The 25,898-nt window shown below is 51.8% G+C and carries 22 protein-coding genes; 9 read left to right on the top strand and 13 right to left on the bottom strand.

Annotated features, from left to right (window positions below; genetic code table 11):
- Position 1: 1 nt before the first annotated feature.
- From ACLJNW_RS00155 to yeiP, 8 genes are all read right to left on the bottom strand, one after another.
- On the bottom strand, positions 2-1,027 hold the full coding sequence (locus ACLJNW_RS00155) for an ABC transporter permease (protein ID WP_198910648.1): 1,026 nt from the start codon (positions 1,025-1,027) through the stop codon (positions 2-4).
- Positions 1,027-2,121 (bottom strand): microcin C ABC transporter permease YejB, encoded by a 1,095-nt coding sequence (locus ACLJNW_RS00160; RefSeq protein WP_023204027.1) that lies wholly within the window; start codon positions 2,119-2,121, stop codon positions 1,027-1,029. The genes ACLJNW_RS00155 and ACLJNW_RS00160 overlap by 1 nt, the downstream gene beginning before the upstream one ends.
- 9 nt (positions 2,122-2,130) lie before the next feature.
- Positions 2,131-3,936 carry an extracellular solute-binding protein gene (locus tag ACLJNW_RS00165; protein ID WP_000561742.1) on the bottom strand — a complete coding sequence of 602 codons (1,806 nt, stop codon included), beginning with the start codon at positions 3,934-3,936 and terminating at the stop codon, positions 2,131-2,133.
- 106 nt (positions 3,937-4,042) lie between these two features.
- Positions 4,043-5,599, bottom strand: a complete 1,557-nt coding sequence (locus ACLJNW_RS00170) for a cyclic di-GMP phosphodiesterase (protein ID WP_024154555.1) — start codon at positions 5,597-5,599, stop codon at positions 4,043-4,045.
- 325 nt (positions 5,600-5,924) lie between these two features.
- Entirely contained in the window at positions 5,925-6,497 is a 573-nt protein-coding gene (gene mepS, locus ACLJNW_RS00175; protein WP_000241015.1) for a bifunctional murein DD-endopeptidase/murein LD-carboxypeptidase, read from the bottom strand.
- A 413-nt stretch (positions 6,498-6,910) separates the two neighbouring features.
- Positions 6,911-7,630 carry a phosphatase PAP2 family protein gene (locus ACLJNW_RS00180; protein WP_000178091.1) on the bottom strand — a complete coding sequence of 240 codons (720 nt, stop codon included), beginning with the start codon at positions 7,628-7,630 and terminating at the stop codon, positions 6,911-6,913.
- A gap of 29 nt (positions 7,631-7,659) precedes the next feature.
- Complete coding sequence (locus ACLJNW_RS00185) at positions 7,660-8,646, bottom strand: CobW family GTP-binding protein (protein WP_000169350.1); 987 nt, start codon at positions 8,644-8,646, stop codon at positions 7,660-7,662.
- A gap of 212 nt (positions 8,647-8,858) precedes the next feature.
- Positions 8,859-9,431, bottom strand: a complete 573-nt coding sequence (gene yeiP, locus ACLJNW_RS00190; protein WP_001136822.1) for an elongation factor P-like protein YeiP — start codon at positions 9,429-9,431, stop codon at positions 8,859-8,861.
- A gap of 324 nt (positions 9,432-9,755) precedes the next feature.
- Between yeiP and ACLJNW_RS00195 the strand changes: the two genes are divergently transcribed.
- The 3 genes from ACLJNW_RS00195 to ACLJNW_RS00205 all read left to right on the top strand — a co-directional run bounded on the left by ACLJNW_RS00195 (position 9,756) and on the right by ACLJNW_RS00205 (position 11,187).
- Entirely contained in the window at positions 9,756-10,010 is a 255-nt protein-coding gene (locus ACLJNW_RS00195) for a YkgJ family cysteine cluster protein (protein ID WP_001523448.1), read from the top strand.
- Positions 10,011-10,397: 387 nt separating this feature from the next.
- Positions 10,398-10,520 (top strand): membrane protein, encoded by a 123-nt coding sequence (locus tag ACLJNW_RS00200; RefSeq protein ID WP_001519564.1) that lies wholly within the window; start codon positions 10,398-10,400, stop codon positions 10,518-10,520.
- A gap of 1 nt (position 10,521) precedes the next feature.
- The gene (locus ACLJNW_RS00205) at positions 10,522-11,187 is read left to right on the top strand and encodes a GNVR domain-containing protein (RefSeq protein WP_023180837.1); all 666 of its coding nucleotides are present in this window, start codon (positions 10,522-10,524) and stop codon (positions 11,185-11,187) included.
- Between the two features lie 63 nt (positions 11,188-11,250).
- On the opposite strand, the gene setB is transcribed toward ACLJNW_RS00205, so the two are convergent.
- Positions 11,251-12,432, bottom strand: coding sequence for a sugar efflux transporter SetB (gene setB, locus ACLJNW_RS00210; protein WP_000551934.1), 1,182 nt, complete (start codon positions 12,430-12,432; stop codon positions 11,251-11,253).
- A 368-nt stretch (positions 12,433-12,800) separates the two neighbouring features.
- Between setB and fruB the strand changes: the two genes are divergently transcribed.
- Genes fruB through fruA form a run of 3 tightly spaced genes read left to right on the top strand, consistent with a single transcriptional unit; the run spans position 12,801 to position 16,574 of the window.
- Entirely contained in the window at positions 12,801-13,931 is a 1,131-nt protein-coding gene (fruB, locus tag ACLJNW_RS00215) for a fused PTS fructose transporter subunit IIA/HPr protein (RefSeq protein ID WP_023204026.1), read from the top strand.
- Complete coding sequence (gene fruK / locus ACLJNW_RS00220; RefSeq protein ID WP_000091249.1) at positions 13,931-14,869, top strand: 1-phosphofructokinase; 939 nt, start codon at positions 13,931-13,933, stop codon at positions 14,867-14,869. The genes fruB and fruK overlap by 1 nt, the downstream gene beginning before the upstream one ends.
- Before the next feature lie 16 nt (positions 14,870-14,885).
- Positions 14,886-16,574, top strand: coding sequence for a PTS fructose transporter subunit IIBC (fruA, locus tag ACLJNW_RS00225; protein WP_000854417.1), 1,689 nt, complete (start codon positions 14,886-14,888; stop codon positions 16,572-16,574).
- Positions 16,575-16,638: 64 nt separating this feature from the next.
- On the opposite strand, the gene nfo is transcribed toward fruA, so the two are convergent.
- Positions 16,639-17,496, bottom strand: a complete 858-nt coding sequence (gene nfo / locus ACLJNW_RS00230) for a deoxyribonuclease IV (protein ID WP_023204025.1) — start codon at positions 17,494-17,496, stop codon at positions 16,639-16,641.
- Positions 17,497-17,574: 78 nt separating this feature from the next.
- Positions 17,575-18,624 carry a YeiH family protein gene (locus ACLJNW_RS00235; RefSeq protein WP_000137966.1) on the bottom strand — a complete coding sequence of 350 codons (1,050 nt, stop codon included), beginning with the start codon at positions 18,622-18,624 and terminating at the stop codon, positions 17,575-17,577.
- A gap of 120 nt (positions 18,625-18,744) precedes the next feature.
- Between ACLJNW_RS00235 and yieE the strand changes: the two genes are divergently transcribed.
- The 3 genes from yieE to cirA all read left to right on the top strand — a co-directional run bounded on the left by yieE (position 18,745) and on the right by cirA (position 23,604).
- Positions 18,745-19,608, top strand: a complete 864-nt coding sequence (gene yieE / locus ACLJNW_RS00240; protein ID WP_000548315.1) for a DNA-binding transcriptional regulator YeiE — start codon at positions 18,745-18,747, stop codon at positions 19,606-19,608.
- Positions 19,609-19,797: 189 nt separating this feature from the next.
- Positions 19,798-21,267, top strand: coding sequence for a lysine-specific permease (gene lysP, locus ACLJNW_RS00245; protein WP_000535000.1), 1,470 nt, complete (start codon positions 19,798-19,800; stop codon positions 21,265-21,267).
- Between the two features lie 345 nt (positions 21,268-21,612).
- Positions 21,613-23,604: a catecholate siderophore receptor CirA gene (gene cirA / locus ACLJNW_RS00250; RefSeq protein ID WP_001749131.1), complete on the top strand. Its 1,992-nt coding sequence runs from the start codon at positions 21,613-21,615 to the stop codon at positions 23,602-23,604.
- Positions 23,605-23,647: 43 nt separating this feature from the next.
- On the opposite strand, the gene ACLJNW_RS00255 is transcribed toward cirA, so the two are convergent.
- Positions 23,648-24,970, bottom strand: a complete 1,323-nt coding sequence (locus ACLJNW_RS00255; protein WP_000023806.1) for an MFS transporter — start codon at positions 24,968-24,970, stop codon at positions 23,648-23,650.
- A 32-nt stretch (positions 24,971-25,002) separates the two neighbouring features.
- On the bottom strand, positions 25,003-25,890 hold the full coding sequence (serB, locus tag ACLJNW_RS00260; RefSeq protein ID WP_000022921.1) for a phosphoserine phosphatase SerB: 888 nt from the start codon (positions 25,888-25,890) through the stop codon (positions 25,003-25,005).
- Between the last annotated feature and the right edge of the window lie 8 nt (positions 25,891-25,898).

The raw sequence follows: 25,898 nt of genomic DNA on the forward strand, positions 1-25,898 counted from the left end.
CTTATACCGCCTTAGCAGGATCAAAGGCGTCGCGTACCGCTTCGCCGATAAAAATCAGCAGCGATAGCAGAATGGCGACAGACAGAAAGGCGGCGATCCCCAGCCAGGGAGCCTGTAAGTTGTTTTTCCCCTGTAAAAGAAGTTCGCCGAGAGAAGGGGAGCCAAGCGGCAGACCGAATCCCAGAAAATCCAGCGACGTCAGGGTGGTGATGGAACTACATAAAATGAACGGTAAAAATGTCAGGGTAGCGACCATCGCATTAGGCAACATATGGCGCAGGATAATGTCACGATCGCTGACGCCAAGCGCCTGCGCGGCGCGGATATAGTCAAAATTGCGGGTCCGTAAAAACTCGGCGCGCACCACGCCCACCAGACTCATCCAGCCAAACAGCACGGTTATGGCCAGCAGCCACCAGAAGTTAGGCTGCACTACGCTGGAAAGTAAAATAATCAGAAACAGGGTCGGCATCCCCGACCAGACTTCGATGAGACGTTGCCCCCATAAATCGACTTTGCCGCCATAATAGCCCTGTAGCGCGCCCGCCAGTACACCCATGACGCTGGAGCAAATCGTTAACATCAGGCCGAATAAAATAGAAATGCGGGTGCCGTACAGGATGCGGGCGAAAACGTCGCCGCCATTCGCATCGGTGCCCAGCCAGTTTTTCGCCGAAGGCGGGGAGGGGAAAGGCTGCGTGGTGGCAAAATTAATGGTATTGGCGCCAAAGCGTACGGGGGCCCACAACACCCAGCCCCGATTCTCAAGCTGCCGTTGTAGCCAGGGGGCCTGATAATCTGCCGTTGTCGCCAGCGGGCCGCCGAAATCGCGCTCGCTGTAATTTTTTACCAGCGGAAAATACCACTGGCCTTCATAGCGCACCAGCAATGGCTTATCGTTAGCAATCAGTTCCGCGCATAAGCTCAGGCTGAACACGATCAGGAAAATCCATAGTGACCAGTAGCCCCGGCGATTATGGCGGAAACGCGCCCAGCGGGCCTGATTGACCGGGCTTAATCGCGGCATTATCGTCCCTCAAAATCAATGCGTGGATCGACCAGCGTATAGCTGATATCGCTCAGGATATTCAGTAATAAGCCAATCAGGGTAAAGATATAAAGCGTGCCGAACATCACCGGATAGTCGCGCGAAACAGTTGCTTCATAACCCAGCAGCCCCAGGCCGTTGAGCGAGAACATGACTTCAATTAGCAACGAGCCGGTGAAAAACATACTGATAAAAGTGGCGGGAAACCCGGCGATCACCAGCAGCATGGCGTTACGAAAAACATGTTTCCAGAGAATGTTTTTTTCACTCACGCCTTTAGCGCGAGCGGTAACGACATACTGTTTACGCACCTCGTCGAGAAACGAATTTTTCGTCAGCATCGTCAGGGCGGCAAAACCGCCGATGACGGTCGCCAACACCGGTAGCGTAACGTGCCACAAATAATCGGTGATTTTCTGGTACCACGGTAACGTGTCAAAGTTGGCGGAGACCAGGCCACGTAGCGGAAAGATATCGTAGTAGCTGCCGCCGGCAAAAAAGACGATTAATAAAATAGCGAACAGAAAGGCGGGGATCGCATAACCGATAATGATAAACGCGCTGCTCCATACATCAAAGCGGCTGCCGTTATGGACGGCTTTGCGGATCCCCAGCGGGATAGACACCAGATAAATAATCAGCGTGCTCCATAATCCCAGAGTAATGGAGACGGGAAGACTATCTTTGATCAGCGTTAGTACGGATGCGCTGCGAAACAGACTGTCGCCGAAGTCAAAAGAGAGATAGTCCCGTAGCATCTTGAAATAACGCTCATGCAGCGGTTTGTCGAAGCCGTAGCGATGGGTGATCTCCGCGATCACCTCCGGATCGAGTCCCCGGCCGCCGCGATAATGGCTGTCGCTGATATTGCCGACGCCGGTTTGCGCATGACTGGCGCGAACGCCTTCGCCGCTGGCGCCGGGCAACGCGCCGCCCTGGCCAAATTCAATCGCGGCAATCGCCTGATCGACAGGGCCGCCGGGAGCGATCTGCACGATAAAAAAGTTAATGGTAATAATGGCCCATAGCGTGGGGATCACCAGTAACAGACGGCGGATAAGATAGGCGCCCATTGATTCTTACTACCTCCTGGCTGCCGGTAGTTTGGCGGCTTTGTTGACATCATACCACCAGGTATCTAACCCGATGGTATATACCGGGCGAATCGCCGGATGGGAGAATTTATCCCACCAGGCGAGCCTGTCTTGCGCCATATACCACATCGGCAGCATGTAATAGTTCCAGGTCAGCACGCGATCCAGCGCCCGTCCCAGCGGCACCAGTTTCGCTTTATCACCCTGCGCTGCGATAATTTGCGCGATCAGTTTATCCACCACCGGGCTTTGTACGCCGGGAGCGTTATAACTGGAGTCAATGTATTCCGACGCCCATGAGATTTGTAGATCGGAGCTGGGCCAGGGCATCGCCCGCCATAGCCTCGGCATCATGTCATAGTCGCGGCTACGCATCCGGTTGGTGAGTTGAGAATTATCAACCTGACGGATAGTCATCGTAATGCCCAGACGCTGAAGATTATGCTGGAAGGGCAGAACCCACTGGCTATTACTGCTGGCAGGAAGGAGAAGTTCAAACGTCAGAGGCTTACCGGTGACGCTATTGACCCGTTGCTGTCCGTTGATCACCCATCCGGCCTGCGTCAACAAGGCGTCAGCTTTAAGAAGATTTTCGCGATCGTAGCCGTCGCCGTTAGAGACCGGCGGCTGATAGATCTGGGTGAAGACTTCAGGAGGAAGATCTTTTTTCATCGGCGCGAGTAATACCAGCTCATCGGCGTCAGGGTAATTTCTGGCGGCGTACTCGGTATTCTGGAAGTAACTGTTGGTTCGGCTCCAGGCATTATAGAACAGCGCTTTATTCATCCACTCAAAATCGAAGGCCAGGGTGACGGCTTCACGTACCCGCCGGTCTTTAAATACCGGGCGCTGAATATTAAAGGCCAGCCAGCGTGTGTCCTGCGCCGACTCGTTTTTCTGCTCTTCTTTAATGATGTAATGATTATCGAAATTTTTACCGATGTAGCGCGTTGCCCAGTTTTTAGCGTCGTTTTCCAGCCGTAGATCAAATGCGCCCGCTTTAAACGCCTCGAAAGCGACATTGTCATCAAGGTAGTAATCGTAGCGGATAGTGTCGAGGTTAAAACGTCCACGATTGACCGGCAGATTAGCCGCCCAGTAGTTTTTGACGCGTGAATAGACAATGTACTGGCCCATTTTCCACTGAGTAATCCGGTATGGCCCGCTGGCTAAGGGCGGCGTTGAAAGAGGATCGCTAAGTTTATGATTTTTCCAAAATTTTTCGGGCATGATCGGTAATGAAAACAGACTAAGCATGTCTTCTTTACCAGGCTTCGCCAGCTCAATTCGCACGGTTAAAGGCGCAATCGCCTTCACGGTAGTACCTTTATAGACCAGACGGAACTGCGGTACGCCTTCGGTCATAAACTTATGAAAGGTAAAGGCCACATCGCGGGCGGTAATGGGCGTGCCATCGTGAAAACGAGCGCGGGGATTAATCGAGATTTCCACCCAGGAATAGTCGGCGGCATAGCGGGCATGGTCGGCAATCAGCGGGTAATAGCTTCCGGGTTCATCATCCGAAGTGGTAAAAAGCGTATCGTAAAGGGCTTCGGTACGTACGCCGGGATTGCCGCGCAGCGAATAGCGATTGAAATTATCGAACGTACCAATGGCGGAAAGCGTCATCTGACCGCCTTTCGGCGCAGCAGGATTCACATAATCAAAGTGATCAAAGTTAAAAGCATACTTAGGTTCGCCGAGTACGGCGAAAGCGTAGCTTTCTTTGATTTCCTGGGCCTGGGCGCCAGCGCTAACCAGTGCGACAAGCAGAAGCATTACGCGCGCAATCATCTGAAGGCGGTTTCCTTATCGTATTGCCCGCTGCAAACCGGCAGGCGTTTCGCTGAATAATAAGTGACGTTGCGTCTGATGTGAATCCGTTAAAACCGTAAGGGGGCTACCATTCAGGCACGGAAGGCGCCGACATCCACAGCACGAAATCTTTAAGGGGTAAAGGACGGCTAATCCAGTACCCCTGCAAGTAATTAACACCGTGATCGCGTAGCCAACGGGCCTGCTCCGGCGTTTCAACGCCCTCGGCCACCGTCAGCATATTCAGGCGTCTGGAGAGCGTCAGCACGGTATCCAGAACCGGAGACGTGACGGTTTCCGTGCCGATCGCCTGGATAAAGCCGCGATCGATTTTCAGATAATCTAAAGTAAATCGCTCCAGATAAATCAGGGCGCTATGGCCTGTACCGAAATCATCTATAGCGATTTCAAACCCGGCGGAATGCAGCCATTCGAACAGTTTGGCCGCTTCATACTGCTGGAGCATATCGCGTTCAGTGATTTCCAGCACGATATGAAAATGGTGCGCGGGCAGGGCGTCCCTGAGCCGGTGCATATCCTCTTTAAAACTGTCGCTGTGCAGATGTTCCGGCGCGATGTTAATGCCAAATTTGGCACCGACGGGCATCACCTTCTGTAGCGTGGGCGCGTCGCGGGCGATCAGCTCGAACAGATGCTGCGTTAACGGTACGATAAGTTGTTGCGCTTCGGCATAGTGGATAAAGGCATCCGGCGGAATCTCGCCTGCCGTAGGGTGACGCCAGCGCAGTAAGACTTCAATCCCGGTGACGCTCAGCGTACGAGTATCGACGACGGGCTGATAAACCACATAAAACTGCTCGTGTTTGATCGCCGTTAAAATCTCTTTGCCCGGTCGCGTCCGGAGGGCATAGATAAAGTAACAGATAAACCCTGCTACGATGCCGCTAATGCAGCCCAGCATCAACGCATACCACAAGTCATTGTAGGTCCAGCTATCGGCATAAAGCTGTATTTTAAGCGGCAGGCCGTTGATAGTTGCCTGTCGTGATGGCGCGCCCGGCAGCTCCGCGACGGTCAGCAGACGCGAAGAAAAGGTCGACAGCGCGGTATTGCCGACAATCAGCGCGATGCCGTTAAAATCGTCCTGGCGCGTGGTATAGAGTAAGTAAGGCGTCAGGTTAATATTCAGCGATGTGAATACGCCGCTGTCATTTAATAATGGGTTTCGATACCAAATCACCATTGTCGGTTTGTTGGGCATCATTGGCGTGCCGGGCAGAATCGCCATAGCAACGTCTTTGCGGATATCTATATCCGGTACCAGTTGCTGAAGCGGCATATTCATGGCGCCAGTGGCGGAAGAGCAGAACACTTTTTTATCTTTAATCAATAAGAAGGCGCGGACATTAAGGCTAAAAGCGGCTCTTGAGGTGAGTTCTGCGCCAACCTGCTGACAGGTGTTGATCGTCAACGGTTGAAGAATATCGGTGGTGGCTTTCAGGTCGGCGAAATAGCTGGCCAGGTAATGTTGTACATCAGAAAGGAGCGTATTGTATTTAACATCCCGTTTATGCCACGACAGGAAAAATTGCAGGCTACCAATAAGTAATGCTGCCGCTATCCCCGTAATGATACAGGTAAGCAGGATTTTCCGACCGGAAGAGGAGTCGCGTGTAAGCATAATTCCTGGTGTGACCTGAAAAGGCGGATGCCGGTTAAACTGGTTGATTTATAAGACTATAGCCTGGATTACCCCGGATAGTCATGCTTTTCTGTGATGCGCAGGAAAGCGTATTGTCGCAGTAGGCGTTGGGGGAAACGACCTGAATGCCTGATGGCGCTATGTTTATCAGGCCTATGTTCGTGTGTTGTAGGCTGGATAAGAGGCGACACGTCGCTATTCGGTAAAACGGGTTCAGAAGGGATAATAAGCAAAAGCACTGCTGAAGCAGTGCTTTTTATGTCGTCTCATCAGGTAAGCCAAGGGAGGTGCTGCCTGATGAAGATTAACTGCGACTCAGAACTCGACGCGCTTCATTGTAGCGTTTTTTCCAGTACGGTTCGTTCATACTGGAGATAATGACGCCGCTACTGGTAGACGCATGGACAAACTGGTTATTGCCGATATAAATACCGACATGACGACCAGTGGAACCGGCGCGGAACAGAACCAGATCGCCCGTACGCAGGTTATTGCGTGAAACTGCTTTGCCCATTTCCTGCTGTTCATAGGTTGAACGCGGAAGCTCTAAACCAAACTGTTCACGGAAGGTGCGCTGTACAAAGCTGGAACAGTCGACGCCTTTCTTAGTGCTGCCGCCCAGGCGGTAACGCACGCCTTTCCAGTCAGCATACTGATCCATAATCCGCGACTTAACGTCGAGGTTACGCACCATATTTTCAAATTCATCCTGAGAGGCTTGCAGTGAAGAGCTATCGCTATTGCCCACAGCATGCGTCTCAGAATGCATATTCTTTGCGGTATTGGTGGTTGTGCTACAAGCAGAAAGCAGAACCGCAACTGCAATCGCAGGAATCCCGCGCAAAATATATCTCAAAATCGGTTGAGATTTGACCATGTTGTTTGTTTTCCCTTGAAGTCCTTAACGATAAATATCGTTATAAAAATGCCAAACGTGATGAGACTAATTACCTGCACAGCTTGAGACAATTCTTTGTGCACAAATCTGTGGCGGAACGCACAAATTTATTCGCAATGAGAATAATTATCTGGCGAGGCAAAACGAGTTTGAGATTACCCGATTGTTGCTGTCATTGCGAGCGATTTCGCGTGATTTTTTATAAGAATTTATGATACGAAAAGTGAGCTATCAGCACGGGTCAAATTAAGCGCAAATCGTTTAAAAATCGTGCAACCTGTTCATTTTGCAGAGGAATAATATGACCGAAAAATGATGGGCTGGGGGAGTATCATCATAAATTACCTTCAACGATGTAAAACTATCGCTGAAGGTAATGTTAATTACATGGGTTATTTGTTTAAAATTTGTTTATTTCCGCCCGGGAGATAATTCTCAAAAAGCGCTATCGCCCGGTCGCTGAGCGGGGTCATCAGCCACCAGGGGAGGCCAATCAAAATAACCGTGAGCGACCCGACCACAATATCGGTGAACCAGTGAGCGCCAATCATAACGCGCGGAAACGCGAAAACCACAAATATAATAAGGGCGATAATCCCCGCCGTTTTGCCGAAATAACGCAGCATAAAGGCGGAAAATATCAGCAGCATCATACCGTGATCGCCTGGGAAACTGTCTTTTGACGCGTCTTTTGTCGGGATGTGCAGCAACTCGCTGACGCGATAAATATGCTCAAAAGAGAGCGTTGGGCTGGCGCGCTTGACGGGGATCAGCGCCTGACCGAGTTGGTTAAGCACCACCGCTGTTAGCAGCATGACCAATCCGATTATCACAATGCGCCGCCGGCCCGACGCGTCTTCTTTTAGCCAGAAACTGAGCATCAGTCCGCCCATCGCCAGCAGCGAACAGCCGTCAAACGCCCGATTATTGGTAATAGCGACCCACCAGAGGAACGCGTGGCTTTCCACCAGTTTCTGGTTAAAGAAGTGGAATATGCCGGAATCAATGGTGAACCAGAAACCGTGATTGACGGGAAGATACCATGACAAAAACAGCGCCAGACCGGCGGCATTAAGCAGAATTATCAAGGAATAGCGGGTTTTCATCGTCATTTCGCCATAGTTTTTAAACGGTGGCAACCTTACGCGTGCGTCGCTAAACGAAGCTTCAACAAGGCCGTCTGTAACGTATTCCAGTCGGTTTCTGTGTTTGAGATAAGTTCAACCCGGCTATCCGGCGGCGCGACACTCTGTGTTTCGATGTGCAGGTCATCGCCCTGGCGATTGATGCGTACCAGCCCCTCTTGTATGCGCATAACGCCTTTCACCCGGCCCACCGGCGCCAGACGCGCCCATTCAAGGAGGCCAATGGTGTCAAACACGGTATCGGCATCGAAAATCCAGCCGCAGGCCTGATGACCCTGTCCGCTATTGAGGCTGCGTCGCCAGCGCTGCTGGGCGGGCAGATTTAGCGCGGCGAGTCCTTTTTTACTGGCATGAGTGTGAGAATGCGCGGCGCTGGCCGGCAGTTCCGCCAGATTTTGTCGTGGTAAATCCAGAAGCTTACCGTCTATCTGTCCATGTTCGGCATGAATCAGTTGACGATCGCCGCCGTACTGTCGCCACCACTGTTGCAGGGCGGCATCGCTCTGCGCCGTGGCGCGATCGGTCTTATTGGCGATGATAATATCGGCTGAGGCGAGCTGATCGCGGAAATTTTCATTGGCGACGCTCTGTTGGTCCAGTAGCAGGCGAGGGTCAAGGATGCAGAGCGTAGCGCGTAAATCAATCCACGGCTCATAAACCGGCGCAGTTAATAAATCCAGAATCTGTTTTGGGTGCCCCAGTCCGGTTGGTTCAATCAGCAACCGGTCAGGTTTGCCCTGGCGCAGCAGCGTATTGAGCCCTACCTGCATAGGCAATCCGTTGACGCAGCACATGCAGCCGCCGGGGATCTCTTTTAGCAGTGCGCCGCTGTCGGCAAGCAGCGCGCCGTCAATACCCACTTCGCCAAATTCATTGACCAGGACGGCCCATTTTTCAGCCGGATCTTTATGAGCTAATAAATGAAGGATAGAGGTGGTTTTTCCGCTACCGAGAAATCCAGTAATAAGATTGGTTTTGGTCACGTCAGCTCCAGAATATTGATACAACATAACAACTTTAATAATCCTGGCGAATAAACGTGAAAAAGAGAAGGGCTGAGTTGACGAAGTCGTGCTTCTGCCATCTTAAGAGCAGAAAATGTTAAATTTTTAACGTTTCTCTTTCTTGGTGCAGAACAGTCAATTAAAGAAAAGGGTCAGACTGCGCCCTGGGGCGCAGCCGAAAAATGCGAAACTTAATCCGCGCGCCCCATATAACGGCGCTCTTCGATATGAATGCGGATTTTCTCACCTGCGCTCAGGTATTCGGGAACCTGAATCACCAGACCGGTGCTTAATGTCGCGGGTTTGTTACGTGCGCTGGCGGACGCTCCTTTAATACCCGGCGCGGTTTCGACGATTTCCAGATCCACGGTCTGCGGAAGCTCTAGCGCCAGCAGTTGGCCGTCCCAGGTCAGAACCTGCATATCCGGCATTCCGCCTTCAGGCATAAACAGCAACTCTTCTTCAATCTGATCTTTGGTGAAGGTATACGGCGTATAGTCTTCTTTATCCATGAACACATATTCGTTGCCATCGACATAAGAAAAGTCAACGCCGCGACGGCTCAGGGTGACGGTATCAACGATATCGTCGCCTTTGAAACGTTCTTCCACTTTCAGACCGGTGCGGACATCGGAAAAACGCATTTTATACAGTGTGGCGGCGCCACGGGCGGTAGGCGACTGAATGTCGATATCTTTCACAATCAGCAATTTGCCGTTGTAGTTCAGTACCATACCTTTTTTGATTTCGTTCGCTCTTGGCATCGAGGAGATCCTGTTGTAGAGATTATCTAAAATATCGCGTAAAACTACTCGCGCCGGGCCGTCCAGGCAAGTGGAATTGTCACTTTTGCTGGTGCAAAAAAGGTGATACTGTTCGCCCGCTTTCCGCTCCGCGTTCAACGAGAATACGCGATGGCATGTCGCCCGGAGGGGGGAAGTGTGCTGTGTTGTCCCTTCTGTTTCCAGCCTTGTCTTCGGAATGTCTGAGGGCAGGCCTGATCATGATGACGTCCACATTTTAAATCTGGATTTTTCTTTGGACAAATTCTGTTATCTTTCATTTGGTTATAAATAGAGGGGCTGAGCATGGACTGTCGTAGCGGTTGTGGCGCTTGCTGTATTGCGCCTTCAATTTCGTCGCCGATACCCGGAATGCCGAATGGCAAGCCGATGAATACCAGATGCGTGCAGCTTTCGGAAGATAACTTGTGTCTTATCTTTGGCTCGCCTTTACGCCCAAAAGTGTGCTCTGGTTTGCAACCGACAGGGGACATGTGTTTAACGACCCGGGAAGAGGCCATTATTTATTTGCTGGAACTCGAACAGAAAACCTTACCATGATCTAAGCCGCTTTTGATAAATGTGCAGGGGCTTACGTTATATCCCGAAATAGTCTGCAAAAGCTGCGCATCAAATTACCTCCTTTTACCATTAAATAGCGTAATACATGCTTCCCTTATTTCGTGGCTTATGAAGCGGTAGATGTCGCCGCTCAACCCCGTTGGTGCCTGAACGTGTACCGAACAAACCGTCACATAAAATAAAAACGATCAATTTTATTTATATGATAGTTTTTATCTATTAAAAAGAGGAATTTTGATCGATTTTAATTATTTGTAACGATCGATATCATGAATTTGATAGTTTATATCTATCATTGATGTGTTTACCGATCGATATAACCAGTGTGAATGTGTTGTTATTTTCCTTTAAAATACTCGAATTCTTATGTGTGGGTTTTATCTTATGAAGAAATATACGTTCGCAGCCAGGGCGTTTATTTTTACGCTGGTGTTGCTTTTTGTTATTTCAGTATTCGGGTTGACTATTAGCGTTTTAAAAGGGATGTGAAATGCGGGGAGAAAATAGTGAAATTGATTTAGTCGACGTTTCCTTATTCCTTATAAGAAAATGGCTAAGTATCATGATCGCTACCTTTATTTTTGTTGCCATTGGCTATGTTTTTGTGAGCGTGCAGCATGATACAAAGGTTGTGAGTATGACAATCAAACCTAATCTGGATACGCCTGCTACCTATGCGTTATGTGGCTATACTAATGATATTCAATGTAAAACAACGGTTATCCTTAACCAGTTTAGCCGTTTCTTGCCTACGGAATATAAAAATAAAATAAGTTTTGACGCGAAAAATCAGCTTGTCCTTTTTAAGGCGCAGGGGAGGGAAGAAAGCGTCAATAATATTATTTCCACCCTGAAAAATAGCGTCGATAAAATGGCAGCATGGTATATCGATGATGGTGACATTAAACGTTATAGCGTGCATAAAAATATGTTACAAACGGAAACATATACAAAGCTATCCTTGTTGTCGGAGGCGGTTAAAAATAATGCTAACATTGAAGTGATAGATGTTGCTGTCACACCAAAATATAAGATGCGGCTGGTGTTGGTCCTTTGCGGGCTGATGGGCGTAATTTTCTCAATAACCGGTCTTTTATGTAGGAGGGCGCTTACAGAATATCGTTTTGAGAAAAAGACAATGAATGACCGCGCATGAACATTGCGCAGAGATAAACTCTGCGCTGAATGTGTCGAAGAGTAAAAGTATCAGGCTTGCAAGTTAAACATCTTTAATACGCGCCAGGCAGAACATGGTGGCGACAATCATGACTAACGCAAACCAGAAGACCGCATGGTAATTCCAGATTTCTGCGGCGATTCCCGCCAGCGAACCGGCAATGATCCAGCCGACGCGAATGGTATTGGTATACAGCGTGGTGGCTGAACCCGCCTGGCCTGGCATGAGATCCTGAAAATAGAGCATGCCAATCCCGCCAAGAATGCCGATGTAAATCGCGTTCAGCAACTGCAAGCCGAGCAACGTCGCCGGCGCGTGCGCCAGCAACATACCCGCATAAAAGCACAGTCCGGCGACAACGGCGATGCACATTAACAGGCGTTTTCCCAACCGTTTGGCGAAGTAACCTGCAATCAGCATTGTGGGAATCTCCAGCCCGGCGGCGGTGCCCATCATCACGCCTGCAAGTTTTTCCGGAAGATGCAGCTCATTGATGATAAACAGCGGCATATTAATGATATACAGGCTGTTAGTTCCCCACATTAACGTACAGATGACAAACAGCAACAGCGTATCGCGGCGATTACGACGCGGTGCTTCCAGCGTGCCGGTTGCCAGCGGCGCATCTTTGCGCATTGACGGTAAAAAGAACCACACCATGACGCCGCAGACGATAAAAGCTACCGCCGCGCTCAAATACATCACCGTAAAGCTAAAACCCATCGCCAGCGCATAGGCCAGCGGCGGCCCAATGACCCAGGCCAATGAGACCTGGGCGCGGAGGATTGAGCTGAACATCACCGCTTCACGACCTGTACGATCGGCATGTTCACGGGCCAGCGCAAACATCTGCGGGTTGGCGGTAGAGCCGAAGCTACTGAGAAAGACGCCGATGAACAGCAAAATAAAGTAGTTGCGGTTCCAGGCAAACAACACGCAGGCCAACATGCCCAGCACGCAACAGAAAACGATCAGTTTTTTGCGATCGCCTTTTTTATCTGAGCGACCCGCCAGAAACTGGCTGACGATAATGCCGATAACCGCGCTGCCGGTAAAAAAGAATCCCACCATGCCGGGGCGGGCGTGAACCTCATCCGTCAGAAAAATACTGAGCGTCGGCGTCTGTAGCGCACCGGCAATACCGGTGAGAAAAGCGACGATCAAAAAGGCGGTAGACGTCAGGTCAAACGATTTGGGCGCAGCGGCGGCGGGACTGTTGTGCATGTTTCTATATCAGTGGTGTGAAGAGAGGCGGAGTTTACGCTGCCCGTCAGAAAATAAACAGGCGTCTGAATCAAAATCGACACGAAAAATCAAAATAGCATTCCAGTTTGTTACCAGGGCGTGCTGACGCAAGCTGAAAGAAAAAAGCTGAAGCCTTTTATGCGTCAGCTATTGAGGGTCTGTTGGAGAAAAAATGTGCTTCACCTCAAAAAATTGCTACAAAACCGGTAACTTTTCTTGCGTGCTGAAGCAGAAAGATCCAGACTTCTTGAAACGTTTCAGCGCGATCTGGTTTTTTTGATAACTCAGATTGGCGCTTTTTTTCTCATAGTGGCTGAATCGTTTCAATTCAGCAGGAGAGGAGACACATGTTCCAGTTATCGGTTCAGGACATTCATCCGGGCGAGCAGGCCGGAAATAAAGAAGAGGCCATTCGGCAAATCGCCGCCGCGTTAGCGCAGGCGGGGAATGTGGCGGGCGGCTATGTTGACGGTATGCTGGCGCGCGAACAGCAAACCTCGACCTTTCTTGGCAATGGTATTGCGATTCCCCATGGCACAACAGACACGCGCGATCAGGTGCTGAAAACCGGCGTCCAGGTCTTTCAATTCCCGCAGGGCGTTACCTGGGGAGAAGGCCAGGTCGCCTACGTGGCGATTGGTATTGCCGCCAGTTCGGACGAACACCTCGGCCTGCTGCGTCAGCTGACGCATGTGCTAAGCGATGACTCCGTGGCTGAACAGCTGAAATCCGCGACAACGGCGGAAGAGCTGCGCGCATTGGTGATGGGCGAGAAGCAAAGTGAACAATTAAAACTTGATAACGAGACGATGACGCTGGATGTCATCGCCAGCTCGCTGGTCACATTGCAGGCGCTAAATGCGGCGCGTCTGAAAGAGGCGGGAGCGGTTGATGCGGCGTTCGTCGCAAAAACGATTAACGATAGTCCGATGAATCTGGGACAAGGCATCTGGCTGAACGACAGCGCGGAAGGCAATTTGCGCAGCGCTGTTGCGGTAAGCCGTGCGACCCAGGCGTTTGACGTAGAGGGTGAAAAAGCAGCCTTATTAGTCACTGTCGCGATGAACGATGAGCAGCCGATTGCCGTGCTAAAACGCCTCGGCGACCTGTTGCTGAACAATAAAGCCGATCGTCTGCTGAGCGCTGACGCCGCGACGCTGCTGGCGTTGCTGACCAGTGATGATGCGCTGACGGATGACGTACTGAGCGCGGAATTTGTAGTGCGTAATGAGCATGGTCTCCATGCCCGTCCGGGCACCATGCTGGTGAATACGATTAAACAATTTAACAGTGAAATTACCGTGACAAACCTTGATGGAACCGGCAAACCGGCAAACGGACGTAGTCTGATGAAAGTGGTGGCATTAGGCGTGAAGAAAGGCCATCGTCTGCGCTTTACCGCGCAGGGTGAAGATGCTGAACAGGCGCTGAAAGCGATTGGCGATGCGATCGCCGCCGGTCTCGGGGAGGGCGCATAATGAGCAGGCGTGTCGCCACCATTACCCTTAATCCGGCTTACGATCTGGTTGGGTTTTGCCCTGAAATCGAACGCGGCGAAGTGAACCTGGTGAAAACCACGGGTCTGCACGCGGCGGGCAAAGGCATTAACGTTGCCAAGGTGCTGAAAGACTTAGGCATCGACGTCACCGTCGGCGGTTTTCTCGGTAAAGATAACCAGGACGGTTTTCAGCAATTATTCAGCGAACTAGGCATCGCTAACCGCTTTCAGGTGGTTCAGGGCCGGACCCGCATCAACGTGAAGCTGACGGAAAAAGATGGCGAAGTGACCGACTTCAACTTTTCCGGCTTTGACGTGACCCCCGCAGACTGGGAACGCTTTGTTAACGACTCCCTGAGCTGGCTGGGTCAGTTCGATATGGTCTGCGTCAGCGGTAGCTTACCGGCTGGCGTGAGTCCGGAAGCGTTCACCGACTGGATGACGCGTCTGCGCAGCCAGTGTCCATGCATTATCTTTGATAGTAGCCGTGAAGCGTTAGTCGCCGGTCTTAAAGCTGCGCCGTGGCTGGTGAAACCGAATCGCCGCGAACTGGAAATTTGGGCGGGTCGTAAGCTCCCGGAAATGAAAGATGTGATTGATGCGGCGCACGCGTTACGCGAACAGGGTATCGCCCATGTGGTGATTTCGCTGGGGGCGGAAGGCGCGCTGTGGGTTAACGCCTCAGGAGAATGGATCGCTAAACCACCGGCGGTTGACGTGGTAAGTACCGTCGGCGCAGGCGATTCCATGGTTGGCGGATTGATTTACGGCCTGCTGATGCGCGAGTCCAGCGAACATACGCTGCGTCTGGCGACGGCGGTTGCCGCGCTGGCGGTCAGCCAGAGCAATGTGGGTATTACCGATCGTCCTCAGTTGGCCGCAATGATGGCGCGTGTCGACTTACAACCGTTTAACTGACAGCAGGAGAGGCATAATGAAAACGCTGCTGATAATTGACGCTAATCTCGGCCAGGCTCGCGCTTACATGGCGAAAACCCTGCTTGGAGCGGCGGCGCATAAAGCAAATCTGGAAATTATCGACAATCCGAATGATGCTGAGCTCGCGATCGTGCTGGGCGAATCTCTGCCGAACGACAATGCTCTGAACGGCAAAAAGGTTTGGCTGGGGGATATTGGTCGCGCCGTCGCGCATCCGGAACTGTTTCTGAGTGAAGCCAAAAGCCATGCGACCCCTTACAGCGCTCCTGCTGCGGTTGCTCCTGCGGCGAGCGGCGGTCCGAAACGCGTGGTCGCGGTAACGGCCTGCCCGACCGGCGTCGCCCATACTTTTATGGCGGCTGAAGCCATTGAAACAGAAGCGAAAAAACGCGGCTGGTGGGTAAAAGTCGAAACGCGCGGCTCCGTGGGGGCCGGCAATGCCATCACCCCGGAAGAGGTGGCGGAAGCGGATTTAGTCATTGTGGCGGCGGATATCGAAGTGGATCTGGCGAAGTTTGCCGGTCTCCCGATGTACCGCACGTCGACCGGCCTGGCGCTGAAAAAGACGGCGCAGGAGCTGGATAAAGCCGTAGCGGAAGCAACGCCGTATCAACCGGCGGGTAAGGCATCGCAAGCGGCGACCGAAGGGAAGAAAGAGAGCGCTGGAGCATACCGGCATCTGTTGACGGGCGTTTCTTACATGCTGCCTATGGTGGTTGCCGGGGGACTGTGTATTGCACTTTCCTTCGCCTTTGGTATTGAAGCCTTTAAGGTGCCGGACACGCTGGCGGCGGCGCTGATGCAGATTGGCGGCGGTTCGGCGTTTGCGCTGATGGTGCCGGTACTGGCGGGTTATATCGCTTTCTCCATCGCGGATCGCCCAGGCCTTACGCCAGGTCTGATTGGCGGTATGCTGGCGGTTAGCACCGGTTCCGGTTTTATCGGCGGGATCATTGCCGGCTTCCTTGCCGGGTATATGGCGAAGCTTATCAGTACCAAACTGAAACTTCCGCAAAGTATGGAAGCGCTGAAGCCAATCCTGATCATCCCGTTAATTTCCAGTCTGGTGGTGGGGCTGGCAATGATTTACCTGATCGGTAAACCGGTTGCCGGGATTCTGGAAGGGCTCACTCACTGGCTGCAAACCATGGGAACCGCAAACGCAGTGCTGTTGGGCGCGATTCTCGGCGGGATGATGTGTACCGACATGGGCGGCCCGGTGAACAAAGCGGCGTATGCGTTTGGCGTTGGTCTGCTGAGTACGCAAACTTACGCGCCGATGGCGGCGATCATGGCCGCAGGTATGGTACCGCCGTTAGCGCTGGGTCTGGCGACGATGGTGGCGCGCCGTAAGTTCGACAAAGCGCAGCAGGAAGGCGGTAAAGCGGCGTTGGTGCTGGGGCTGTGCTTTATCACTGAAGGCGCTATTCCGTTTGCGGCACGCGACCCGATGCGTGTACTGCCGTGCTGTATCGTTGGCGGCGCGTTGACCGGGGCCATTTCTATGGCGGTAGGCGCAAAATTGATGGCGCCGCATGGCGGTCTGTTTGTTCTGCTTATCCCAGGCGCAATTACACCGGTATTGGGATACCTGCTGGCAATTGTGGCCGGTACGCTGGTGGCAGGGCTGGCTTATGCCGTCCTGAAACGTCCGGAGACGGAAGTCGCGGCAAAAGCGGCGTAAGAGAAACACGCTAAAAAAGGCAGAGCGAGCTCTGCCTTTTTTATTGCCTGAAGAACATTGAGCGTCAGGCCACCGCTTCGGCAATTTGCTGGGCTTTTAACCACGCAATCTCTTCCGCCCAGATATCAGGATTGATGGTCTCCAGTATCAGCGGAATACCGTCAAAACGCCCATCCTGCATAATCCAACGAAACGCATCGTGGCCGATATTGCCTTCACCCAGACTATGATGGCGGTCAACGCGGCTACCGAAGGCGCTTTTGGCGTCGTTCAGGTGCATTCCGCGCAAATACTGAAATCCGACAATTTTCCCGAATTCGGTGAACGTTTTTTCGCACGCCTCTGGCGTACGCAGATCGTATCCGGCGGCAAAGGCATGGCAGGTATCGATACAGACGCCAACGCGCGACTTATCTTCCACGCCGTCGATGATGGCGGCTAACTGTTCAAACTCAAACCCCAGATTACTGCCCTGACCGGCTGTATTTTCGATAACCGCCGTAACGCCCTCGGTCTGCGCGAGGGCGATATTGATAGATTCCGCGATCCGCGCCAGGCAATCCTCCTGTGCAATCTGCATCAGATGGCTACCGGGATGAAAATTAAGCAAGGTTAAGCCGAGTTGTTCACAGCGCTGCATTTCATCGAGAAAGGCATCGCGTGATTTTTCCAGCGCTTCACTGACCGGATGGCCCAGATTAATCAGGTAACTATCGTGGGGAAGAATTTGCGCCGCCGAGAAATGATACTTTTCACAGGCGATTTTAAAGTCATCAATGACCTGGGGAGTAAGGGGGGCGGCACGCCACTGACGCTGGTTTTTTGTGAAAAGCGCAAAGGCCGTTGCGCCAATTTCAGCCGCGCGGGCAGGGGCGTTAGCCAGACCGCCAGCAGCGCTGACGTGCGCTCCGATGTATTTCATAAAAGACTCCTGTTAAACCCGCTAACGGTTCATTACGAACGCTATGATAACGGGTTAACAGGCGTGAAACGTAATAATTTATGCGATAAGGCTATGGATTAGGACGTTAATGGCGCCACCGCCAATAATCAGCCAGGCGAATAATGCCAGCGCCATCAGCAGCGGTTTCGCCCCCGCTTTTTTCAATGCGCTAACGTGAGTGGTCAGACCCAACGCCGCCATTGCCATCGCCAGCAGCACTGTGTCCAGCGTCACCAGCATATCCACCACGGCTTTCGGCAGCAGGTGGAAAGAGTTGAAGATCGCCACTACGATGAAGAAAATAGCAAACCACGGAATGGTAATTTTGCTTTTTTCCGCGCCGGTCGCCGGTGAAAGCTGTTTAACGCGCGCCGCCAGAATGATCAGGAACGGCGCCAGCATCATGACACGCAGCATCTTAGCGATAACTGCCGCATTTTCCGCATCCGGGCTAACGGCATGACCCGCTGCGACCACTTGCGCGACTTCATGCATGGTTGAGCCGATATAGATGCCGTAAGTTTCCGGGCTGAACCAGTGCGCCAGCAGCGGATACATTGCCGGGTAAAGGAAAATAGCGATGGTGCCGAAAATAACGACAGTCGCGACGGCTACAGTAACCTTACTGGCTTCCGCTTTTACCACCGGTTCTGTCGCCAGTACCGCCGCCGCGCCGCAGATACTGCTACCGGCGCCAATCAGCCAGCTGGTATGCCTGTCCAGACCAAAGACTTTTTGGCCTAAGAAGCAGGCCAGCATGAACGTGCTGGAAAGCGTTAATACGTCAATCACAATACCGCTAATACCCACGTCGGCGATTTGTGAAAAGGTAAGGCGGAAGCCGTAAAGGATAATCCCTAAACGCAGCAGATGTTGTTTTGCAAACAGCACGCCGCCGTCGCATTGTTTCCATATTTGTGGATAGACGGTATTCCCGATAACCATACCCAGCAGGATAGCCAGGGTCAGGGCGCTGAACCCCGCGCCTGCAACGGCAGGGATAGCGCCGCCCCACAGGGCGACTCCTGTAATGACGGCGCTCAGAGCGAGCCCCGGTATAAAATGCCACATTGTACGACGATGATTCTGCAAGGTGAGTTCTGTCATAACCTTCTCCTGTATATGGACAATAAGGTTACGGTGATCTGGTTTAAAAATAAAATTGATTATATATTTATAATTAATCTTTATAAGTGGTAAGTGAAACGCTATCGGTGGGATACGACTATGCATATTACGCTACGACAACTTGAAGTGTTTGCTGAAGTACTGAAAAGCGGTTCAACAACCCAGGCGTCGGTCATGCTGTCATTATCGCAGTCCGCCGTTAGCGCCGCGCTCACCGATCTGGAAGGTCAGCTCGGCGTACAGTTGTTTGATCGGGTGGGGAAACGGCTGGTGGTCAACGAACATGGGCGCTTGTTATACCCGCGCGCGCTGGCATTGCTGGAGCAAGCGGTAGAAATTGAGCAGCTATTTCGTGAAGATAACGGCGCGATACGGGTTTATGCCAGTAGCACCATCGGCAATTACATTTTACCCGCCATGATTGCCCGCTATCGCCAGCATTATCCGGCCTTGCCGCTGGAACTCAGCGTGGGAAACAGCCAGGACGTGATTAACGCGGTGTTGGATTTTCGGGTTGATATCGGCCTGATTGAAGGGCCGTGTCACAGTACAGAGATTATCTCTGAGCCGTGGCTGGAAGATGAGCTGGTGGTCTTTGCCGCGCCGTCCTCGCCGCTGACGCAGGGGCCGGTGACGCTGGAACAGCTTGCGGCATCCCCATGGATTTTACGCGAGCGCGGTTCCGGTACGCGGGAAATTGTCGATTATTTGCTGTTGTCGCATTTGCCGCGCTTTCATATGGCGATGGAGTTGGGGAATTCAGAAGCGATCAAACATGCGGTGCGTCATGGACTGGGGATAAGCTGTTTATCGCGCCGGGTGATTGCTGAACAACTCCAGGCGGGAAGCCTGGGCGAAGTCGCGGTGCCGTTACCGCGCCTGGTGCGCACGTTGTGGCGTGTTCATCATCGGCAGAAACATCTTTCTAACGCGTTGCAGCGTTTTTTGAGTTACTGTGAATAAAGTTGAAGAGGAGGGCTGCCCCGGCGGCATCGCCATTTTTAGTATCCGCTTACGTATACGTTATTCTCTGCTTTACTTATAATCCGTGGCCGGTCATGAAGGTCTCTTATAACCGCGCATTTGTGTCGGAAGGATAGTATTTCGTCTGTTACAATCGCGCCTCATTTTTTGGATGGATAGCATTTTCACATGGGTTCCAAAACTAAAACCACAGAAGCGCCCGCGCTACGTCGCGAATTAAAGGCGCGTCACCTGACGATGATTGCCATTGGCGGCTCCATCGGGACAGGTCTTTTCGTTGCATCTGGTGCGACAATTTCTCAGGCGGGGCCAGGCGGCGCGCTGTTTTCTTATATTCTGATTGGTTTGATGGTCTACTTCCTGATGACCAGTCTTGGCGAGCTGGCGGCCTATATGCCAGTATCTGGCTCGTTTGCGACATATGGTCAGAACTATGTGGAAGAAGGCTTTGGTTTCGCGCTGGGCTGGAACTACTGGTACAACTGGGCGGTGACTATCGCTGTTGACCTGGTTGCCGCGCAATTGGTGATGGGCTGGTGGTTCCCGGACACGCCGGGCTGGATCTGGAGCGCGCTATTCCTCTGCGTCATTTTCTTGCTGAACTACATTTCCGTGCGCGGTTTTGGCGAAGCGGAGTACTGGTTCTCGTTAATTAAAGTCGCGACCGTTATTATCTTCATCATCGTTGGCGTAGCGATGATTATCGGTATCTTTAAAGGTGTTGAGCCGGTCGGCTGGAGCAACTGGACGACGGGCGATGCGCCTTTTGCTGGCGGTTTTGCGGCAATGATTGGCGTCGCGATGATCGTGGGCTTCTCTTTCCAGGGAACCGAGCTGATTGGTATTGCCGCCGGGGAATCTGAAAACCCGGAGAAGAATATTCCGCGCGCGGTGCGTCAGGTATTCTGGCGTATTCTGCTGTTTTATGTTTTCGCGATTTTGATTATCAGCCTGATCATTCCTTATACCGATCCAAACCTGCTGCGTAACGACGTCAAAGACATTAGCGTCAGTCCGTTTACCTTAGTGTTCCAGCATGCGGGCTTGTTGTCTGCGGCGGCGATAATGAATGCGGTTATCCTGACGGCGGTACTGTCTGCGGGTAACTCCGGGATGTATGCCTCGACCCGTATGCTCTACACCCTGGCCTGTGACGGTAAGGCCCCGCGTATTTTTGCGAAATTGTCCCGCGGCGGCGTACCGCGCAATGCGCTTTATGCCACCACCGTGATTGCCGGTCTTTGCTTTTTGACCTCAATGTTTGGCAACCAGACGGTCTATCTGTGGCTGTTGAACACCTCCGGTATGACGGGCTTCATCGCTTGGCTGGGGATTGCCATTAGCCATTATCGCTTCCGTCGCGGTTACGTGTTACAAGGGTATGATGTGAATGATTTGCCGTACCGTTCCGGGTTCTTCCCGCTGGGGCCGATTTTCGCCTTTGTACTGTGCCTGATTATTACGTTGGGGCAGAACTATGAAGCGTTCCTGAAAGATACCATCGACTGGGGCGGCGTCGCGGCGACCTATATCGGTATTCCGCTGTTCCTGCTTATCTGGTTCGGCTACAAGCTGATAAAAGGTACGCATTTCGTGCGCTATAGCGAAATGCACTTCCCGGAACGCGTTAAAAAGTAACGCGGTATTCTCGTCGTAGGCCGGATAGGCTTTTATGCCGCTATCCGGCACTGACTGCCTGAATCTGACTCTTCTAACCCTCTCATTCGAGAGGGTTTTTTGTTTTTTCTTCATGATTGGTTCAAATGACATAATTATTAACAATTAAATTGATAATTATTATCGTTTGCTTTATCGTTACGCTCGAAATCAGAAAGGATGAAGATTCGGGCGCGACCGTCACTCATGAGCCCGACTCGCCTGCATAAAAAGAGTTCGCCGTGATAACCGTTATCGCAGGCGAAACGTAATGCGTTGTGAGCGATAACCGATTTTTTTGTCGTATTTACCTCATGGAGAAATGGAATGTTTAGGTTTAACCCTTTCGTTCGGGTAGGGCTTTGTATGTCCGCAGTTACGTTGGCCTGGCCGGTTGCCGCGGCAACGGATGATGGTGAAACTATGGTCGTTACCGCGTCCGCCATCGAACAAAATCTGAAAGATGCGCCAGCAAGTATCAGCGTCATTACCCAGCAAGATTTACAGCGCAGGCCCGTGCAAAACCTGAAAGATGTCCTGAAAGAGGTGCCGGGCGTACAGCTCACTAACGAAGGGGATAACCGTAAAGGCGTGAGTATTCGTGGTCTGGACAGCAGTTATACGCTGATCCTGATCGACGGTAAGCGCGTTAACTCCCGTAACGCGGTCTTCCGCCATAATGATTTTGATCTGAACTGGATACCGGTTGACGCTATCGAACGCATTGAAGTGGTGCGTGGCCCCATGTCCTCGCTGTATGGCTCCGATGCGCTGGGCGGCGTGGTCAACATTATCACCAAAAAAATTGGTCAGAAATGGCACGGCAGCGTCACGGTTGACTCCACTATTCAGGAACATCGCGACCGTGGCGATACCTATAACGGTCAGTTCTTTACCAGCGGTCCGCTGATCGACGGCGTGCTGGGAATGAAAGCCTACGGTAGCCTGGCGAAACGCGAAAAAGACGAGCAGCAGAGTTCCGCCACCACCGCTACGGGTGAAACGCCGCGCATTGAAGGATTTACCAGCCGGGATGGAAACGTCGAGTTTGCCTGGACACCAAACGAAAATCATGACGTTACCGCAGGCTACGGTTTTGATCGCCAGGACCGGGACTCCGACTCGCTGGATAAAAACCGTCTGGAACGGCAAAACTACGCGTTGAGCCATAACGGACGTTGGGATCTCGGCAATAGCGAGCTCAAGTTCTACGGCGAAAAAGTGGAAAACAAAAACCCCGGCAACAGTAGCCCTATCACGTCAGAAAGCAATTCGATTGACGGGAAATACGTTCTGCCGTTAGCGGCTGTCAACCAGTTCCTTACCTTCGGCGGCGAATGGCGTCACGATAAACTGAGCGATGCGGTGAACCTGACCGGCGGTTCCAGTACTAAAACCTCCGCCAGCCAGTATGCTCTGTTCCTTGAAGATGAGTGGCGCATCTTCGAACCGCTGGCGCTGACCACCGGTATTCGTATGGATGACCATGAAACCTATGGCGATCACTGGAGCCCGCGTGCTTATCTGGTTTATAACGCAACGGATACCCTGACGGTGAAAGGTGGGTGGGCCACGGCCTTTAAAGCGCCGTCGCTATTGCAATTAAGTCCGGACTGGGCGACCAACTCCTGCCGTGGCGGATGCCGCATTGTCGGTAGCCCGGATCTGAAACCTGAAACCAGTGAAAGCTGGGAGCTCGGCCTTTATTACCGGGGCGAAGAAGGCATACTGGAGGGCGTGGAAGCGAGCGTTACCACGTTCCGTAACGATGTGGACAATCGCATCAGCATTAGTCGTACCCCTGACGTTAACGCCGCGCCCGGCTATTCCAACTTTGTCGGTTTCGAAACCAACAGTCGGGGACAGCGCGTTCCGGTCTTCCGTTATTACAACGTGAATAAAGCGCGTATTCAGGGCGTGGAAACCGAGTTGAAAGTTCCGTTTAACGAGGCGTGGAAACTGTCGTTGAATTACACCTATAACGACGGGCGCGACGTCAGTAATGGCGGGAACAAGCCGCTTTCCGATCTGCCGTTCCACACCGCGAACGGTACGCTGGACTGGAAACCGGTGCAGCTCGAAGACTGGTCATTCTACGTATCAGGGAATTATACCGGGCGTAAGCGGGCCGACAGCGCAACAGCGAAAACGCCGGGCGGGTACGTGGTCTGGGATACCGGCGCGGCATGGCAGGCGACGAAAAACGTTAAACTGCGTGCGGGCGTTCTGAACGTGGGCGATAAAGATCTCAAACGCGACGACTACGGTTATACCGAAGACGGACGTCGTTACTTTATTGCGGTGGATTACCGTTTCTGACAGAGACTGGCGACAGCCGCGTTTTGCCGCTGTCGCCAGAATGTTATAACCGATGCAGCCTGGAGAGCAACGCCAGCGACAGAGTCGTTAGCAGAATGGCGATTAACGCATAGATATAAACGCCCGACCACGCCCAGCTATTTTTCACCATAATTACCGGCACACCGGCCATTGCCGCGCCGACATAGCTGAACAATCCCCGAAAGCCGGTAATAGATCCCGCCGCATCCTTATGGGTCACATCCAGACAGCCGACGGCAAAAAGCATATGCGGTCCGTATAAGGCGAAGCCCATGATGGTGAACAGAATCGCGGTGAGGGTGTAAGAGGTATCCTGAACCAGCGGCACCAGCACGATGCATATGCACAGCGCTAACGCGAAGATTAATCCGGTCATCCAGCGGTTACTTTTGAACATAAAGTCAGACAAGTAGCCTGCCAGCAACCCACCTGCCAGTCCGCCCGCCTCAAACCAGGAAATAATCGAGTTCGCTTTTATCAGGCTCCAGCCGTGAACCTGCGAATAGTAAATCTGCGGCCAGTCGTTAAGGATGGTGCGCGCAATATAAACCGACATATCACCGATAATAATGATCCATACCAGTGGATTGGTCAGGATATATTTCACAAAAATCTGCCAGAAGCTCAGGTTGACCGGGCTGGCCTTGACCTGGGCCAGTTCCGTCGGGTCGTTACGCCACTGCCCCACGTTGGGCAAACCTAACGTACCGGGACGATCTTTAATGGTAAATAGCGCCACTATCCCCATCAGCAGCGAAATGGCGCCGGGAACATAAAACCCCATTTTCCAGCTACCGCTAAAGGCGATAGCAAAACTGGTCAGCAGCGGCGCGAGGCTGCCGCCGATATTGTGCGCCGCTTCAACGATAGCCCACCAGCGTCCCCGTTCGTTTTTCGAAAACCACGAGGCCATAATTTTCGCCATCGGCGGAAAGCTGGTGCCCTGTAATATCGCGTTGAGGCTGTACAGTACGTAGAATGCCGCCACGCTATCGGAAAAGCCGAACAGAATATTTACAATCCCCACGCCAATCAGCACCGGGCCGGTCATGGCTTTCGGGTTAATTTTATCGACCAGCATCCCGCCGACAAACTTCATCGCACCATAAAGAATGTAAAAAATAGAAGACATAATGGCGAAGTCTTCTGCGGTCAGCGACGTTTCCGTCAGCATGGCCGGCATCGCGGCGGAGAAGTTTTTACGGGTAAGATAAAAGACGGCATAAGAGATAAAGACCGAGGCGATAATCTCAAAACGAAATTTTTTATAGGTCTGGTCTATCTCTTTTTTCTCTTTTACAATCGGCTTATCGGGCTGGCTGAAAATAAATGTTTTTATACTCATTTTAAAATTCCCTTCCGGCGAGGTGAGTCGCGTTATAATTCATCTTCAATAAGAAAAAGAAGCAATTCGAAACCGTGATAATTAATCTGATGGTGGATTTTTTCCCGTACAACCGGCTTCGCTTTCCAGGCAATACCGGTGCCAGCATGTTCTAACATCGGCAGATCGTTGGCGCCATCACCGCAGGCAATAATATTCTCCGTGGTAATATTTAACCGGGCAGCCAGGTCAACCAGCGTCTGTTTTTTGTTTGCGGCATTCATAATCGGCAAAGTAATGTTATCCGTCAGAACGTTATCGCGTATTTCAACCGTATTCGAAAAGGCATAATCCAGTTGATACCGTTCTTTTAGACGCTGGGTGAATATATCCAGTCCCCCGGAGATAATCGCGGTTTTAAATCCTTTGGCCTTGATGACTGGCAGAATAGTTAACAGGCCTGGCGAAAGGGTCATGCGATCGCATACGGCGTTCAGCACTGCTTTCGGTGTGCCTTTCAACATTCCGATACGTCGGGTAAAACTGGCGTTAAAATCAAGCTTGCCCTCCATCGCCTGTTGGGTAATGGCGGTGATTTGCGTCGACATGCCAAGCTCGCGGGCAATTTCATCCACGCCTTCTTCCGCAATAAATGTCGAGTCCATATCAAACGCGATAATACCGTTAGCAGGCAGTGGCTGCGGCTTAATAAAAAAATCAAACTGCCATTGCAATGAGAGTTCGCGTAAATAGCGATAAAATTCAGGCGTCAGACATTCCGCTGGCAGCGTAAGCTTTAAATAAGCGGTATTGATAAGCGCGGCATAACGTTTATCAAATAATAGCGGAAACGGCATGGTGACGGCATTAAGTAACGTTTCCTGTAATTTTTTCTGAAACGTATCGATATCCTGTGTAGTAATAAAATAAATAATGCTCATATGATAAC

The sequence above is a fragment of the Salmonella sp. SAL4457 genome (assembly GCF_046548235.1).
GTDB lineage: Bacteria > Pseudomonadota > Gammaproteobacteria > Enterobacterales > Enterobacteriaceae > Salmonella > Salmonella enterica.

Excerpts from the sequence above, each read along its gene's own strand:
- ACLJNW_RS00155 (WP_198910648.1), bottom strand. The coding sequence starts at position 1,027 with ATGCCGCGATTAAGCCCGGTCAATCAGGCCCGCTGGGCGCGTTTCCGC.
- ACLJNW_RS00160 (WP_023204027.1), bottom strand. The coding sequence starts at position 2,121 with ATGGGCGCCTATCTTATCCGCCGTCTGTTACTGGTGATCCCCACGCTA.
- ACLJNW_RS00165 (WP_000561742.1), bottom strand. The coding sequence starts at position 3,936 with ATGATTGCGCGCGTAATGCTTCTGCTTGTCGCACTGGTTAGCGCTGGC.
- ACLJNW_RS00170 (WP_024154555.1), bottom strand. The coding sequence starts at position 5,599 with ATGCTTACACGCGACTCCTCTTCCGGTCGGAAAATCCTGCTTACCTGT.
- mepS (WP_000241015.1), bottom strand. The coding sequence starts at position 6,497 with ATGGTCAAATCTCAACCGATTTTGAGATATATTTTGCGCGGGATTCCT.
- ACLJNW_RS00180 (WP_000178091.1), bottom strand. The coding sequence starts at position 7,630 with ATGACGATGAAAACCCGCTATTCCTTGATAATTCTGCTTAATGCCGCC.
- yeiP (WP_001136822.1), bottom strand. The coding sequence starts at position 9,431 with ATGCCAAGAGCGAACGAAATCAAAAAAGGTATGGTACTGAACTACAAC.
- ACLJNW_RS00195 (WP_001523448.1), top strand. The coding sequence starts at position 9,756 with ATGGACTGTCGTAGCGGTTGTGGCGCTTGCTGTATTGCGCCTTCAATT.
- ACLJNW_RS00200 (WP_001519564.1), top strand. The coding sequence starts at position 10,398 with ATGTGTGGGTTTTATCTTATGAAGAAATATACGTTCGCAGCCAGGGCG.
- ACLJNW_RS00205 (WP_023180837.1), top strand. The coding sequence starts at position 10,522 with ATGCGGGGAGAAAATAGTGAAATTGATTTAGTCGACGTTTCCTTATTC.
- setB (WP_000551934.1), bottom strand. The coding sequence starts at position 12,432 with ATGCACAACAGTCCCGCCGCCGCTGCGCCCAAATCGTTTGACCTGACG.
- fruB (WP_023204026.1), top strand. The coding sequence starts at position 12,801 with ATGTTCCAGTTATCGGTTCAGGACATTCATCCGGGCGAGCAGGCCGGA.
- fruK (WP_000091249.1), top strand. The coding sequence starts at position 13,931 with ATGAGCAGGCGTGTCGCCACCATTACCCTTAATCCGGCTTACGATCTG.
- fruA (WP_000854417.1), top strand. The coding sequence starts at position 14,886 with ATGAAAACGCTGCTGATAATTGACGCTAATCTCGGCCAGGCTCGCGCT.
- nfo (WP_023204025.1), bottom strand. The coding sequence starts at position 17,496 with ATGAAATACATCGGAGCGCACGTCAGCGCTGCTGGCGGTCTGGCTAAC.
- ACLJNW_RS00235 (WP_000137966.1), bottom strand. The coding sequence starts at position 18,624 with ATGACAGAACTCACCTTGCAGAATCATCGTCGTACAATGTGGCATTTT.
- yieE (WP_000548315.1), top strand. The coding sequence starts at position 18,745 with ATGCATATTACGCTACGACAACTTGAAGTGTTTGCTGAAGTACTGAAA.
- lysP (WP_000535000.1), top strand. The coding sequence starts at position 19,798 with ATGGGTTCCAAAACTAAAACCACAGAAGCGCCCGCGCTACGTCGCGAA.
- cirA (WP_001749131.1), top strand. The coding sequence starts at position 21,613 with ATGTTTAGGTTTAACCCTTTCGTTCGGGTAGGGCTTTGTATGTCCGCA.
- ACLJNW_RS00255 (WP_000023806.1), bottom strand. The coding sequence starts at position 24,970 with ATGAGTATAAAAACATTTATTTTCAGCCAGCCCGATAAGCCGATTGTA.
- serB (WP_000022921.1), bottom strand. The coding sequence starts at position 25,890 with ATGAGCATTATTTATTTTATTACTACACAGGATATCGATACGTTTCAG.